Origin of the sequence: Streptomyces sp. NPDC058646, assembly GCF_042716875.1 — a bacterium.
In the GTDB taxonomy this organism is placed as follows: Bacteria; Actinomycetota; Actinomycetes; order Streptomycetales; family Streptomycetaceae; genus Streptomyces.
This window is the reverse complement of the sequence record NZ_JBHXRK010000007.1, coordinates 24,834-38,196: the sequence shown is the minus strand read 5'-3', so window position 1 is coordinate 38,196 and position 13,363 is coordinate 24,834. Positions and strand designations below refer to the sequence as shown.

The 13,363-nt window shown below is 70.9% G+C and carries 12 protein-coding genes and 4 tRNA genes; 9 read left to right on the top strand and 7 right to left on the bottom strand.

Annotated elements, in window-relative coordinates:
• Positions 1–33 precede the first annotated feature (33 nt).
• The gene (gene purM, locus ACFWUZ_RS10625) at positions 34–1,104 is read left to right on the top strand and encodes a phosphoribosylformylglycinamidine cyclo-ligase (protein WP_384370400.1); all 1,071 of its coding nucleotides are present in this window, start codon (positions 34–36) and stop codon (positions 1,102–1,104) included.
• 81 nt (positions 1,105–1,185) lie between these two features.
• Here purM and ACFWUZ_RS10620 read toward each other — a convergent pair whose 3' ends face one another.
• On the bottom strand, positions 1,186–1,449 hold the full coding sequence (locus ACFWUZ_RS10620) for a DUF3073 domain-containing protein (RefSeq protein ID WP_384370397.1): 264 nt from the start codon (positions 1,447–1,449) through the stop codon (positions 1,186–1,188).
• Positions 1,450–1,750: 301 nt separating this feature from the next.
• Positions 1,751–2,860, bottom strand: a complete 1,110-nt coding sequence (locus ACFWUZ_RS10615) for a Leu/Phe/Val dehydrogenase (RefSeq protein WP_384370394.1) — start codon at positions 2,858–2,860, stop codon at positions 1,751–1,753.
• A gap of 193 nt (positions 2,861–3,053) precedes the next feature.
• On the opposite strand from ACFWUZ_RS10615, the gene ACFWUZ_RS10610 reads away from it, so the two are divergent.
• Both ACFWUZ_RS10610 and bldC read left to right on the top strand, forming a co-directional pair.
• Positions 3,054–3,908, top strand: coding sequence for a hypothetical protein (locus tag ACFWUZ_RS10610; RefSeq protein WP_384370391.1), 855 nt, complete (start codon positions 3,054–3,056; stop codon positions 3,906–3,908).
• Between the two features lie 608 nt (positions 3,909–4,516).
• Positions 4,517–4,723: a developmental transcriptional regulator BldC gene (bldC, locus tag ACFWUZ_RS10605; protein WP_003949541.1), complete on the top strand. Its 207-nt coding sequence runs from the start codon at positions 4,517–4,519 to the stop codon at positions 4,721–4,723.
• Positions 4,724–5,304: 581 nt separating this feature from the next.
• Here bldC and ACFWUZ_RS10600 read toward each other — a convergent pair.
• Together ACFWUZ_RS10600 and hrpA are read right to left on the bottom strand one after the other, a co-directional pair.
• Positions 5,305–5,378 (bottom strand) — tRNA-Asp (locus ACFWUZ_RS10600).
• A gap of 70 nt (positions 5,379–5,448) precedes the next feature.
• Complete coding sequence (gene hrpA / locus ACFWUZ_RS10595) at positions 5,449–9,381, bottom strand: ATP-dependent RNA helicase HrpA (RefSeq protein ID WP_384370388.1); 3,933 nt, start codon at positions 9,379–9,381, stop codon at positions 5,449–5,451.
• Positions 9,382–9,712: 331 nt separating this feature from the next.
• On the opposite strand from hrpA, the gene ACFWUZ_RS10590 reads away from it, so the two are divergent.
• The 3 genes from ACFWUZ_RS10590 (at position 9,713) to ACFWUZ_RS10580 (ending at position 11,708) form a co-directional block, all read left to right on the top strand.
• Positions 9,713–10,021, top strand: a complete 309-nt coding sequence (locus ACFWUZ_RS10590) for a hypothetical protein (protein ID WP_384370385.1) — start codon at positions 9,713–9,715, stop codon at positions 10,019–10,021.
• Between the two features lie 86 nt (positions 10,022–10,107).
• Positions 10,108–10,857 carry a DsbA family protein gene (locus tag ACFWUZ_RS10585; protein WP_384370382.1) on the top strand — a complete coding sequence of 250 codons (750 nt, stop codon included), beginning with the start codon at positions 10,108–10,110 and terminating at the stop codon, positions 10,855–10,857.
• The gene (locus tag ACFWUZ_RS10580; RefSeq protein WP_384370379.1) at positions 10,854–11,708 is read left to right on the top strand and encodes a cytochrome c biogenesis CcdA family protein; all 855 of its coding nucleotides are present in this window, start codon (positions 10,854–10,856) and stop codon (positions 11,706–11,708) included. Before ACFWUZ_RS10585 ends, ACFWUZ_RS10580 begins: the two co-directional genes overlap by 4 nt.
• A gap of 38 nt (positions 11,709–11,746) precedes the next feature.
• Here the strand turns inward: ACFWUZ_RS10580 and ACFWUZ_RS10575 are convergent.
• The 3 genes from ACFWUZ_RS10575 to ACFWUZ_RS10565 all read right to left on the bottom strand — a co-directional run bounded on the left by ACFWUZ_RS10575 (position 11,747) and on the right by ACFWUZ_RS10565 (position 12,031).
• A tRNA-Phe gene (locus ACFWUZ_RS10575) sits at positions 11,747–11,823 on the bottom strand.
• 22 nt (positions 11,824–11,845) lie between these two features.
• Positions 11,846–11,919: transfer RNA gene (locus ACFWUZ_RS10570), tRNA-Asp, on the bottom strand.
• A gap of 39 nt (positions 11,920–11,958) precedes the next feature.
• Positions 11,959–12,031, bottom strand: a tRNA-Glu gene (locus ACFWUZ_RS10565).
• 103 nt (positions 12,032–12,134) lie between these two features.
• On the opposite strand from ACFWUZ_RS10565, the gene ACFWUZ_RS10560 reads away from it, so the two are divergent.
• From ACFWUZ_RS10560 to crcB, 3 genes are read left to right on the top strand one after another with little or no spacing between them, the layout of a single operon-like run.
• The gene (locus tag ACFWUZ_RS10560) at positions 12,135–12,485 is read left to right on the top strand and encodes a metallopeptidase family protein (protein ID WP_030726307.1); all 351 of its coding nucleotides are present in this window, start codon (positions 12,135–12,137) and stop codon (positions 12,483–12,485) included.
• Entirely contained in the window at positions 12,482–12,964 is a 483-nt protein-coding gene (locus tag ACFWUZ_RS10555; RefSeq protein WP_384370376.1) for a CrcB family protein, read from the top strand. The genes ACFWUZ_RS10560 and ACFWUZ_RS10555 overlap by 4 nt, the downstream gene beginning before the upstream one ends.
• A complete protein-coding gene (crcB, locus tag ACFWUZ_RS10550) occupies positions 12,961–13,344 on the top strand; it encodes a fluoride efflux transporter CrcB (RefSeq protein ID WP_384370373.1) in 384 nt (127 codons plus the stop codon). The genes ACFWUZ_RS10555 and crcB overlap by 4 nt, the downstream gene beginning before the upstream one ends.
• Positions 13,345–13,363 lie beyond the last annotated feature (19 nt).

Below are 13,363 nucleotides of genomic sequence, written 5' to 3'. Positions count from 1 at the left end.
CCCGCAGTAACGACACGAAAGCTCTCTCCTGTCATGACAGAGAAGACCACCGGTGCCAGCTACGCAGCCGCGGGCGTCGACATCGAAGCCGGAGACCGCGCCGTCGAGCTGATGAAGGAGTGGGTGAAGAAGACCCAGCGCCCCGAGGTCCTCGGCGGCCTCGGCGGTTTCGCCGGCCTCTTCGACGCCTCCGCCCTCAAGCGCTACGAGCGTCCGCTCCTCGCCTCCGCCACCGACGGGGTGGGCACCAAGGTGGACATCGCCCGCCAGCTCGGCGTGTACGACACCATCGGCCACGACCTGGTCGCGATGGTCATGGACGACATCGTCGTCTGCGGCGCCGAGCCGCTCTTCATGACCGACTACATCTGCGTCGGCAAGGTGCATCCCGAGCGTGTCGCGGCCATCGTCAAGGGCATCGCCGAGGGCTGTGTCCTCGCCGGCTGCGCCCTGGTGGGCGGCGAGACCGCCGAACACCCGGGTCTGCTGGGCCCGGACGACTTCGACGTGGCGGGCGCCGGCACCGGTGTCGTGGAGTACGACCGGCTGCTCGGCGCGGATCGCATCCGTACGGGGGACGCCGTCATCGCGATGGCTTCGTCCGGCCTTCACTCGAACGGGTACTCGCTGGTCCGGCACGTCCTCTTCGACCGGGCCGGAATGTCCCTGGAGCAGGAGATCGCGGAGCTCGGCCGCACCCTCGGTGAGGAACTGCTGGAGCCCACCAAGATCTACTCGCTCGACTGCCTCGCCCTCACCCGTACGGCCGAGGTGCACGCCTTCTCGCACATCACCGGCGGCGGCCTGGCGGCCAACCTGGCGCGGGTGGTCCCGGACCACCTGCACGCCACGGTCGACCGTTCGACCTGGGCCCCCGGGGCGATCTTCGACCTGGTCGGTACGGCGGGTCAGGTCGAGCAGCTGGAACTGGAGAAGACGCTGAACATGGGCGTCGGCATGATGGCCGTCGTGCCCGCCGAGTCGGTGGACGCGGCCCTGACCGCGCTGGGCGACCGGGGCGTCGACGCCTGGGTCGCGGGCGAGATCCTCGACCGCGGCGACCACGCCGAGGGCGCCACCCTCACCGGTTCGTACGCGAGCTGAGCAGCACGGAAACCCGGCCCGGGGCGATGCCCTGGGCCGGGTTTCCGTGCTTGAGACCTGCTGTGCAGACGTGTCGGAGCGTCAAGCGCCGCGACGCTGTGCCGACGGACCGGACTCTTCGTCCTCGTCGTCGTCATCGCTGTTGTACAGCTCCGCGTACTTGGCGTACGGGTCGTCGTCGTCATCCAGATCGTCATCGACCTCGACCGGCTCGCTGACAGGCAGCGGTTCCGTCGGCGATGCGCCCAGCTCGTTGGCCAGACGCGAGAGGTCAGTCCCGCCGCTGTTGTACTTCAGCTGGCGGGCGACCTTTGTCTGCTTGGCCTTGGCCCGGCCGCGCCCCATGGCTCGACCCCCTCGGTGACGGGGCTCGACGGCCCCAGAGTCTGACACGCGTTCATGGTTCGGAGCGGGCTCTCGGTGGAGAGACCGTCCGTAGGGGTTTAACGGTACCTGCTTCCGCGGCCATACGGTACGCCGCCCGCATGACGTGCCCCGGTGCAGAACCAGCGGGGCGCCCCGTCCTCGCTGGTCAGCTGCGATTTTAACCCTTTCCTGGCGGGCGACCCGCCGAAGCGCAGTGAGTTCCGTCTCGCCGCACCCCGGCGGGCGCACCCGGAGGGCCCCGGAGGGTCCTGGCCCGGGGCTAGACCGCGCGGGCGGCGCGGGCGTCCGCCATGCGCTGCTCGGCGATGCGGTCGGCCGCCGCGGCGGGCGGGATCCCGTCCGCCTTCGCACGAGCGAATATGGCCAGGGTGGTGTCGAAGATCTTCGCGGCCTTGGCCTTGCAGCGGTCGAAGTCGAAGCCGTGCAGCTCGTCGGCGACCTGGATGACGCCGCCCGCGTTCACCACGTAGTCCGGGGCGTAGAGGATCCCGCGGTCGGCGAGGTCCTTCTCGATGCCCGGGTGGGCGAGCTGGTTGTTCGCCGCACCGCACACGACCTTGGCCGTGAGGGCCGCGACCGTCTCGTCGTCCAGGGCGCCGCCGAGCGCGCAGGGGGCGTAGATGTCCAGCCCCTCCACGCGGATCAGCGCGTCCGTGTCGGCGACCGCGGTGACCTTGCCCGGGTGCTTGTCGAGGATCCGCTGGACGGACTCCTGGCGCGGGTCGGTGATGACGACCTCGGCACCGTCCTCCAGCAGGTGCTCGACCAGGTAGTGCCCGACCTTGCCGACGCCCGCGACGGCGACCTTGCGACCGCGGAGGGTCGGGTCGCCCCAGACGTGCTGCGCGCTCGCGCGCATGCCCTGGAAGACGCCGAAGGCGGTGAGCACGGAGGAGTCGCCGGCACCGCCGTTCTCGGGGGAGCGGCCGGTCGCCCAGCGGGTCTCGCGGGCCACGACGTCCATGTCCGCCACGTAGGTGCCGACGTCGCAGGCCGTCACGTAGCGGCCCCCGAGGGACTCCACGAACCGGCCGTAGGCCAGCAGGAGTTCCTCGCTCTTGAGGACGTCGGGGTCACCGATGATCACTGCCTTGCCGCCGCCGAGGTCGAGACCGGCGAGGGCGTTCTTGTACGACATGCCGCGCGAGAGGTTCAGCGCGTCGAGGACGGCTTCCTCGTCCGAGGCGTAGGCGTGGAAGCGGGTACCGCCGAGGGCGGGGCCCAGGGCGGTGGAGTGGATCGCGATGACGGCCTTCAGTCCGGTGGCGCGGTCCTGGCACAGCACGACTTGCTCGTGGCCGCCCTGCTCCGTGCGGAACAGGGTGTGCAGGACGCCGTCGGTCATTTCGGTCACGGTGGTGACTCCCATGGGTGAGATGCGGCGGAATGGCGCCCCCCTGCGGGTGGGGAGGGCGTGCTGGGAGCAGCGTAAGACCTGCGGGGCGCACGCGGTCGCCCTGTCCGTGGATCGGAACCCGGCAGGAGTACCGGACCCGGTTCCCGTCGGCGCCAAGCCGGGCGCGGGAGGTGAACCGGGCCCTTCGAAGGGGCAGTACGAGAGCGTGAGCGAATCAACCGATCCCCTGCTGCCCGCCGCGCGTTCGGCGCCGACCGTCCCGTACGCCTCCTATCTGCGCGTCTACGAGCCGCTGGCGGCCTTCCCGGAGTCGGAGCGCACGCACTGGGCCGCCTACGCCCGGCGCGGGGTGACCCCGACGGCCCAGGACGAACTGCGCCGGTCGCTGGAGGATCTGGTCCGGGTGCCCGTGGTCGGGGTGCCGGAGCACGAGAGCGCCGACGCCTTCACGGCGGAGGTGGGCGGGGTGCTGCTGGTCTGCCCGTGGCGGACGAGGCTGCGCGGCTGGCTCGCGCTCCAGGAGCTCGTGGAGTGGTTCCCGGCTCCGGTGCTGGACGCCGCGCTCCCGCCGGTGGTGCGCCGGCAGGCGGCCGAGGAGTACGAGCGCTGGCGGGAGCGGAACCCCGACGCGCGCCCGTGGATCCGTACGGGGGTGTGGCAGGTGCCGTTGCGCTGGTTCGTGCTGTTCGGGGACGAGGAACGGGAGCACCGCCCGGGCGAGCTGCTGCGCTACCGGACGCCCATGGTGCAGGCGAGGCGGAGGCTGGCCCGGTCCCTGCGGACCCTGCGCGAGGCGGAGGGCTACGGGCTGCTGGCCGAGGGCCTGGTGGAGGTCGGGAGCTGGCTGGAGGAGTTCCACCCGCGTTCGATGGTCGAGCTGGACTACGGCGGGCTGCTGTACGCGCTGCCGGCGGACCGGCTGGCGGCCGACCGCTCGGCGAAGGACCTGGCGGCGGGTATCGCCGCCTTGCGGGCCGGTGACGCGGCGGGGGCGGCCGAGACGTACGAGGGGCTGGCGGAGCGGTGGCGGGCGGTCCGGGAGAGGCTCTTCGCGAACTAGCGGCGGTTCCGGCGGGTGCGCCGAGGCCGGCCGGGTGTTCTTCGCTTCCTCGCGTGGAACGCCCGGAACGGCTCCGTCTCCCGGGAACGTACCGTTGCCTATCGGTCGATCGGTCACAACTGGCTGATCAGCGCCTTGATCACTACATTTGGGTCCTAGTACCAGGACCTACGTCCCGATACGGGCCATTGGCCCAAGGGTGACGGACCGCACTAACTACACCCTTGCGCCCTTCCCCTACCCTCGTGCCAAAATAGGACAAGGAGTCCGGGGAGGGTTCCTTCCGTCCAACTTCGGGCGGAATGCTCGGCATTGCGCTCTACGGGGGGTCTGACGACTCCTGATCGCTCTGTGACTGATCGTCACAGTGGGGTGACCGTCCGTTATAGGTCGGTCCATCGGCTTCCGCCGCTGATGAACACCTCGGAGGGCAATTCCATCGGTTTGGCCGTCGAGGCTGGACGGATGGTGTAGTTGTAGTGCCGAGGACAAGCCGTTCGTCCTATAACCGACTCGGCCCGCGTATGTCCATTTCGGGCACCGCGGGCCAAGGTGCAGAATTTAGAGGAAAGAACCGAGATGGTTCGGTTCTCCCGAGGAGGCCGCTCATGACCGCTCGCACCCCTGATGCCGAGCCGCTGCTGACCCCGGCTGAGGTTGCCACGATGTTCCGCGTGGACCCGAAGACGGTCACCCGCTGGGCCAAGGCTGGCAAGCTCACGTCCATCCGCACCCTGGGTGGACACCGCCGTTACCGCGAGGCCGAGGTCCGCGCACTGCTCGCGGGAATTCCGCAGCAGCGCAGCGAGGCCTGAGGTCTCGTAACACCCCGCTTTAACGGGTTTATATCGGGTCCCCCAATCCGATGAAACCTACATAGCTTCATACGACCGGGCCTGCCCCAACAGGCCCTTCAGTCGTTCGGTCGCGCTGGACTCCGCCGGGTCCAGCGCGATCTTTTTTATGCCCAGGTCAGGGCTGGGGCGGGGCCGGCGCGGGGCGCGCCAGGGGCAGGTGCAATTGCACATATTAAATCGAGGCGGCGTATGAGTGCGATAAAAGTACAAGTCCCAAAAACTCATGCGGTGACTCCCGTCACAGATGATCACTCTTGTGTTTGCGGCAATGCACCCCGTAAGGGGACAGGCGTCGCAGAGCGCATCACGCGAACGGGGGATTCTCGGCGCCCCAGCGCCCACGACGCCCGGAGGGGCGGTGCCGGCGGCCCGAGGGCCCTGCAAGCCCCCGGGGGCCGGACGGGCCGCCGGGGGAGCACGAGAGCGCGAGGGGCGGCGCTGCGTGCGCGGCCGGGGCTTGGCGCCGGGAGGGCGGCGTACGGACCCGTCAACGCGTCAGGGCCCGCATCCCCTGGGGGATGCGGGCCCTGACGTTTCTGCGAACCTGACGGGACTTGAACCCGCGACCTCCACCTTGACAGGGTGGCGAGCTAACCAACTGCTCCACAGGTCCTTGCTGTGCGGCCGATTGCTTGGCTGCGAATCAGACTGTACAGCAGCTCAGGGGGTGCGGTCGAACCCGATCACGGGGCGGCCGCATCCACGGCCTTCACGATCCGCTTGTCGGAGATCGGGTAGGCCGTGCCGAGCGCGTGGGCGAAGTAACTGACCCGCAGTTCCTCGATCATCCAGCGGATGTCGGTGACCGTGGACGGGACCGGACGCCCCTTCGGCAGCTGCTCCAGGAGCCAGGCGTACTCGTCCTGCATCTCGTGGACCTTCTCCATGCGCGTGGTGTCGCGCTGGACGCCCGTGGGCATCTGCTGGAGCCGCCGGTCCGCCGCCACCAGGTAGCGCATCAGGTCCGGCAGCCTGCGCAGGCCGGTCAGGGTCACGAAGCCGGCCGGCACGAGGGCCGCGAGCTGGGTCTTCACGTCCTGCAGGTTCGCGACCAGGGCGAGGCTGCTGGTGGCCTTCAGGCGGCGTTCGCAGGACTGCCAGGCGGCCAGTACCTGCTGGACCTGCCCGACCGTCTTGACGGTGGTGTCCACCAGGTCGGCCCGTACGGCCTCGTAGAGCCTGCGGAAGCCCGCCTCGTCCCACGCGGGGCCGCCGTGGTCGGCGATCAGCTGGTCGGCCGCCGCGGTCGCGCAGTCGTCGAACAGCGCCTGGATGGAGCCGTGCGGGTTCCTGGACAGGGCCAGCTTCTGCTGGTTGGTCAGGTGGTCCGAGGCGAACTTCGCCGGGTTCACCGGGATGTTCAGCAGGATCAGCTTCCGGGTGCCCAGCCACATCGCCTGCTGCTGCTCGGCCTCGGTGTCGAAGAGCCGTACGGAGACCGTGCCCGCTGCCGCTCCGTCGTCCACCAGCGCGGGGTACGCCTTCACCGGCTGGCCCGCCCGCCGGGTCTCGAAGACCGGGGTCAGCGTGCCGATCGTCCAGTCGGTCAGCCCGGTCCGCTCCACCGACTCGCCGCCCGCCCGCTCGGCGGTGGCCGCGGCGGCCTTGGACAGGGCCTGGCGGGCCTTGGGCTTCAGCCGCAGCCGCAGGGCCTCCAGGTCCTTGTCCTCGGCGAGGTTCTTGCGGCGCTCGTCGACGATCCGGAAGGTGATCTTCAGGTGGTCCGGGATCCTGCTCAGGTCGAAGTCCTCGGCCGACACCGGGACTCCGACCATCCGCTGGAGCTCGCGCGCGAGGGTCACCGGCAGCGGCTCCTGGAGGGGCACCGCCGTGTCCAGGAAACGGGACGCGAAGTTCGGCGCGGGCACGTAGTGCCGGCGGATCGGCTTGGGCAGCGAGCGGATCAGCTCGGTGACGACCTCTTCCCGCAGTCCGGGGATCTGCCAGTCGAAGCCCTCGCCGGTGACCTGGTTGAGCACCTGGAGCGGGATGTGGACGGTCACGCCGTCCGCGTCCGCGCCCGGCTCGAACTGGTAGGTCACCCGGAACTTCAGCTGCCCCTGGCGCCAGGAGTCCGGGTAGTCGGCCTTCGTGACCCCGGCCGCCTTCTCGGTCAGCAGCATCGCGCGCTCGAAGTCGAGGAGTTCGGGCTCCTCGCGCTTCTTGTGCTTCCACCAGGAGTCGAAGTGGGCCCCGGAGACCACGTGTTCGGGGATCTTCTGGTCGTAGAAGTCGAAGAGGGTCTCGTCGTCCACCACGATGTCGCGGCGCCGGGCCCGGTTCTCCAGCTCCTCCACCTCGGTGAGGAGCTTGCGGTTGTCGGCGTAGAACTTGTGGTGGGTCCGCCAGTCGCCCTCGACCAGCGCGTTGCGGATGAACAGCTCGCGCGAGACCTCGGGGTCGATCCGCCCGTAGTTGATCTTCCGCTGGGCCACGATCGGTACGCCGTACAGCGTGACCTTCTCGTACGCCATCACCGCCGCCTGGTCCTTCTCCCAGTGCGGCTCGCTGTACGTGCGCTTGATCAGGTGCTGGGCGAGCGGCTCCACCCACTCGGGCTCCACCTTGGCGTTCACCCGGGCCCACAGCCGCGAGGTCTCGACCAGCTCCGCCGACATGACGAACTTCGGCTGCTTCTTGAAGAGCGCCGAGCCCGGGAAGACCGCGAACTTGGCCGAGCGGGCACCCAGGTACTCGTTCTTGTCGGTGTCCTTCAGGCCGATGTGCGAGAGCAGCCCGGCCAGCAGCGACACGTGGACGCTGTGCTCGGGGGCGTCGGCCTCGTTGACGTGGATGCCCATCGTCTTGGCGACCGTGCGCAGCTGCGAGTAGATGTCCTGCCACTCCCGGATCCGCAGGAAGTTCAGGTACTCCTGCTTGCACATCCGGCGGAAGGAGGAGGAGCCCCGCTCCTTCTGCTGCTCCCGGACGTAGCGCCACATGTTCAGGAAGGCCAGGAAGTCGCTGGTCTCGTCCTTGAAGCGGGCGTGGTACTGGTCGGCCTGGGTCTGCTTGTCCGAGGGGCGCTCGCGCGGGTCCTGGATGGACAGGGCCGCCGCGATGACCATGACCTCGCGGACGCAGTTGTTCCTGTCGGCCTCCACGACCATGCGGGCCAGGCGCGGGTCCACGGGCAGCTGCGAGAGCTGGCGGCCCATCGGGGTCAGCCTCTTGCGGGCGTCCTTCTCCGAGGGGTCCAGGGCGCCGAGCTCCTGGAGGAGCTGCACGCCGTCGCGGATGTTGCGGTGGTCCGGCGGGTCGATGAAGGGGAACTTCTCGATCTCGCCGAGTCCCGCCGCGGTCATCTGGAGGATGACGGAAGCCAGGTTGGTGCGCAGGATCTCGGCGTCCGTGAACTCCGGACGCGCGTCGAAGTCGTCCTCGGAGTAGAGACGGATGCAGATGCCGTCGCTGGTGCGGCCGCAGCGGCCCTTGCGCTGGTTGGCGCTGGCCTGGGAGATCCGCTCGATGGGCAGCCGCTGCACCTTCGTGCGGTGGCTGTAGCGGGAGATGCGGGCCGTACCCGGGTCGATCACGTACTTGATGCCCGGGACGGTCAGGGAGGTCTCGGCGACGTTCGTCGCGAGGACGATCCGGCGGCCGGTGTGCTGCTGGAAGACGCGGTGCTGCTCGGCGTGCGAGAGGCGCGCGTAGAGGGGGAGGACCTCGGTGGAGCGGAGGTTCCGCTTGTTCAGGGCGTCCGCCGTGTCACGGATCTCCCGCTCCCCGGAGAGGAAGACCAGGATGTCGCCCGGCCCCTCGGACTGGAGCTCGTCCACGGCCTCGCAGATCGCGGTGATCTGGTCCCGGTCGCTGTCGTCGCCCTCTTCTTCGAGCAGGGGCCGGTAGCGCACCTCCACCGGGTACGTCCGCCCGCTGACCTCGACGATCGGCGCGTCCCCGAAGTGCCGGGAGAACCGCTCCGGGTCGATCGTCGCCGAGGTGATCACGACCTTGAGGTCGGGGCGCTTCGGCAGCAGCGTCGCGAGGTAGCCCAGCAGGAAGTCGATGTTCAGGGACCGCTCGTGGGCCTCGTCGATGATGATCGTGTCGTAGGCGCGCAGCTCGCGGTCCGTCTGGATCTCGGCGAGCAGGATGCCGTCCGTCATCAGCTTCACGAAGGTCGCGTCCTGGTCCACCTGGTCGGTGAACCGGACCTTCCAGCCGACCGTCCGGCCGATCTCGGACTTCAGCTCCTCGGCGATCCGCTCCGCGACCGTGCGGGCCGCGATCCGGCGGGGCTGGGTGTGCCCGATCATGCCCCGGACGCCCCGGCCGAGCTCCATGCAGATCTTGGGGATCTGCGTGGTCTTGCCGGATCCGGTCTCGCCCGCGACGATCACGACCTGGTGGTCGCGTATCGCCTCGGCGATATCGTCCTTCTTCTGGCTGACGGGCAGGTTCTCGGGATACGTGACCTCCGGCATCCGGGAGGCACGGCCGGCCAGCCGCGCGGCGGCCTTCGCGGCCTCCGCGGCGATCTCGTCGAGCACGGCCTGCTGGGCCTCGGGCTTGCGGATGCGGCGGGCGCCTTCGAGGCGGCGGCCGAGGCGGTGCGCGTCACGGAGGGAGATCTCACCGAGAAGCGTCTGCAGGGCGGCGAAGGAAGTAGACATACCTGATCGAGGATCTCACCTGGGCCCTCCGGGTGGCGAACGCATTTGTGGGGTGGACCCGTACCATTTCGGGACGAGTTCCCCATCCGCCTTCGTGAGAGGCCCCACGTATGCCCACCAGCAGGCCCCGCGGCGCGCGGCACAGGACGGCCGCAGGGCCGGCCGCCGCCGTCGTGCAGGCCGTGCTGGCCGTGCTCGCGGTGCTCCTGGCGGCGCCGGCCCAGCCGGCGCCGGGCCCGGCCGCTGCCTGCCGGCCCCGGCGGCTTCCGTGCCGGCTCAGGCTTCGTCGGAGCGGTCTCCGGCGGTTTCCGTGCCGGGCGGGGCGGCGTCCGTGGTGCCGGCGGTTGCCGCGGCTTCGGCGGCGGGAGTGTCGGCCCGGGTTCCGGTTTCCGCTCCGGTCGCGGTCCCGGCCGCCGTGTTCGGCGGCGACGGCGGGCCATCGTGCGCCCCCGCGGGCCCGGGCCGCGGCGGCCTCCCCGCCGCACCGCCGCGCGCCGGGGGCGAGCAGGCGCAGCTCCCGCCCGCCCGGCCGGTGCCCGCAGCGGACCGGCCGGGTGCCACCCTGTCCGTACGGGTGCTCGTCCGGGGGCCGGACCGCCCGGCCCCCGGGCCGGTGGAGCTCTCCGTGATGCGGGTCTAGGAGGTCCTGGCGAACCGGTTCACCGCCGGTCGGCCCAGCCCGTCGCATCCGCATACGCATACGCATCCACTGGAGAACGCACCCGCATGTCCCCTTCCCCGTCTTCCTCTTCCCGTTCCTCCTCCCTCAAGCCGCTGCTCGTCTCCGCCGGGGTCGCCGTCGCCGCCGTCACCCTCGGCATCGTCTCCTGGCAGGCCACGGCCCCCGCCGCGAAGGGCGCCGGCGGCTCCGCCCCGGCCGCGCCCTCCTCCTCGGCCGCGCCCCGCAACGATCCCGCCGCCGCGCTCAAGGCGCTGGCCCGCCGGGAGGACGGTGACAAGCTCGCCCTGGGCCGCGCCGACGCGCCCGTCGTCCTGATCGAGTACTCGGACTTCAAGTGCGGCTACTGCGCCAAGTTCGCCCGTGACACCGAGCCCGAACTGGTGAAGAAGTACGTCGACCAGGGCACCCTGCGGATCGAGTGGCGCAACTTCCCGATCTTCGGCGCCGAGTCCGAGGCCGCCGCCAGGGCCGCCTGGGCGGCGGGGCAGCAGGACCGCTTCGCGCAGTTCCACGCGGCCGCGTACGCCGACGGGGCGAAGGAGAAGGGCTTCGGCGAGGCCCGCCTGGTCGAACTCGCGCGCGAGGCCGGGGTCCCCGATCTGGAGCGCTTCAAGGCCGACATGGCCGGGGAGCAGGCCGCTGCGGCCCTGAAGAAGGACCAGGAGGAGGGCTACCGCATCGGCGTCACCTCCACCCCGTCCTTCCTGGTCAACGGCAAGCCGATCGCCGGCGCCCAGCCGATCGGCGCCTTCACGGCCGCCGTCGCCGAGGCCGAGGCCGCGGCGAAGCAGTGAACGGGATCGGATACCTGGCCGCCCTGCTGGGCGGCCTCCTCGCGCTGTTCAGCCCGTGCAGCGCCCTGCTCCTGCCCGCCTTCTTCGCGTACTCGATCGACTCGGCGTCACGGCTGCTGGCGCGGACCGGGATCTTCTACGCCGGCCTCGCGAGCACCCTCGTACCGCTGGGCGCGGCCGGTTCGTACGCCGGGCGCTTCTTCCACGGCAACCGCGACGCGCTGGTGCTGGCGGGCGGCTGGCTGATCATCGTCCTCGGCTGCGCGCAGATCCTGGGGCTGGGCTTCGCCTCGCGGCGGATCGCGGAGCTGTCGGGGCGGATCCGGCCGACGACCGCCCTGTCGGTGTACGCGCTCGGCGCGGTCTACGGGCTGGCGGGCTTCTGCGCGGGCCCGATCCTCGGCAGCGTCCTGACGGTCGCGGCGGTCAGCGGCAGCCCGGTCTACGGCGGCCTGCTGCTGGCCGTCTACGCGCTGGGGATGGCCGTACCGCTGTTCGTGCTGGCCCTGCTCTGGGAGCGGTTCGGGCTGGGCCGGCGGCGCTGGCTGCGCGGCCGGGCCTTCACGGTGGGCCGTCTCGAACTGCACACCACCTCGCTGCTGTCCGGGCTGTTCTTCATCACCCTGGGCGCACTGTTCCTGGTCTACGACGGGGCGAGCGCGCTGCCGGGACTGCTGGACGTGGACGACTCGTTCGCCGTGGAGCAGTGGGTGACGTCCTTCGCGGACGCCGTTCCGGACTGGGCGCTGCTCGGGCTGGTCGCCGCGGGGGCCTCGGCCGCCGGCCTGGTGCAGTGGCGCCGCAGGGCCGGGGCGGCGGAGCCCGCCGGGCCCGCCGCGGAGGGGGAGTAACCACGGAAGGCCCCGTCCTGAGGACGGGGCCTTCTTGATGGTGGCTGGGGCCGGGGTCGAACCGGCGACCTATCGCTTTTCAGGCGATCGCTCGTACCAACTGAGCTACCCAGCCACGAAACCGTTTCCGGCTTCAGCGATCCTGACGGGACTTGAACCCGCGACCTCCACCTTGACAGGGTGGCGAGCTAACCAACTGCTCCACAGGACCTTGCAGTGTGCGAGACCAAGTCTTGCACACGGTAATGCGTACCCCCAACGGGATTCGAACCCGTGCTACCGCCTTGAAAGGGCGGCGTCCTGGGCCACTAGACGATGAGGGCTAAAGGCCCGCCGGGCACTTCTCAGCGCGTCGGGGACGTGAGAAGCATATGGGATCCGGGGAGCTATCGCCAAAACGGTTTCCGTCGGAGCGACAATGGCGGGGTGCTGGAGATGACGCGCGAGGAGTTCGAAGAGCTCGTCGCAGAGGCCCTGGACCGCATCCCGCCGGAGCTGACGCGGCTGATGGACAACGTGGCGGTGTTCGTCGAGGACGAGCCGCCCGCCGACGACCCCGAGCTCCTCGGCCTGTACGAGGGGACCCCGCTGACGGACCGCGGTGAGTGGTACGCCGGGGTGCTGCCCGACCGGATCACCATCTACCGCAACCCCACGTTGCGGATGTGCGAGGACCGGGAGAGCGTGGTCGCGGAGACGGAGGTCACCGTGGTCCACGAGATCGCCCACCACTTCGGGATCGACGACGACCGGCTGCACGCGCTGGGCTACGGATGACCCCTCCGGGGCCCGGCCCGGACGGGGGCGCCGGGGCGGTCGACCCGGACGTCGACCTGCACGTGCCCGCCCACCGGGCCGAGCCGCAGGGCCGGGTGCTCGCCGCGGTGGCGGCGGGCGGCGCGGTCGGCGCATCGGCGCGGTACGGGATCTCCCTGCTGTGGCCGGCCGGTCCCGGGGCCTTCCCGTGGGCGACCTTCTGGATCAACGTGGCCGGCAGTGCGCTGATCGGCGTCCTGATGGTGCTGATCGGCGAGGGCGGCCGGAGTGCCCATCCGCTGGTGCGGCCCTTCGCCGGGGTCGGGGTGCTCGGCGGCTTCACCACCTTCTCGACCTATGCCCTGGACGTCTCGCGGCTCCTGGACGAGGGGCGCGCCGGGGCCGCGGCGGCCTGTGCCGGGCTCACCGCCGCCGCCGCGCTCGGCGCGGTGTGGGCGGCGGCCTCGCTGACCCGCCGCGCGGTCCGGGGGCGCCCGTGAACTGGCTGCTCGTGGTGGCGGGCGCGGCCGTCGGGGCGCCGCTGCGCTACCTGACGGACCGTGCGGTGCAGGCGCGGCGGGACAGTCCGGATGCGGTGTTCCCGTGGGGCACCTTCGCGGTCAACGCGGCCGCCTGCCTGGTGCTGGGGACGCTGGCCGGCGCGCTGTCGGCCGGGGCCGCCTCCGCCCGGCTGGAACTGCTGCTGGGGACCGGGCTGTGCGGGGCGCTGAGCACGTACTCGACGTTCTCGTACGAGACGCTCCGGCTGGCCGAACGGGGCCGGACCTTCCTCGCGGCGGCGAACGTGGCGGCTTCGGTGCTGGTCGGGCTGGGCGCCGTGCACCTCGGCGCGCAGATGGCGCGCCGGCTGTGGGGCTGAGGGGGCGGCTGCGTACGGA

What these genes read in the sequence shown, in the direction of transcription:
- ACFWUZ_RS10585 (WP_384370382.1), top strand. Translation starts at nt 10,108, where the DNA reads ATGTCCCCTTCCCCGTCTTCCTCTTCCCGTTCCTCCTCCCTCAAGCCG.
- ACFWUZ_RS10555 (WP_384370376.1), top strand. Translation starts at nt 12,482, where the DNA reads ATGACCCCTCCGGGGCCCGGCCCGGACGGGGGCGCCGGGGCGGTCGAC.
- hrpA (WP_384370388.1), bottom strand. Translation starts at nt 9,381, where the DNA reads ATGTCTACTTCCTTCGCCGCCCTGCAGACGCTTCTCGGTGAGATCTCC.
- ACFWUZ_RS10615 (WP_384370394.1), bottom strand. Translation starts at nt 2,860, where the DNA reads ATGGGAGTCACCACCGTGACCGAAATGACCGACGGCGTCCTGCACACC.
- purM (WP_384370400.1), top strand. Translation starts at nt 34, where the DNA reads ATGACAGAGAAGACCACCGGTGCCAGCTACGCAGCCGCGGGCGTCGAC.
- bldC (WP_003949541.1), top strand. Translation starts at nt 4,517, where the DNA reads ATGACCGCTCGCACCCCTGATGCCGAGCCGCTGCTGACCCCGGCTGAG.
- ACFWUZ_RS10620 (WP_384370397.1), bottom strand. Translation starts at nt 1,449, where the DNA reads ATGGGGCGCGGCCGGGCCAAGGCCAAGCAGACAAAGGTCGCCCGCCAG.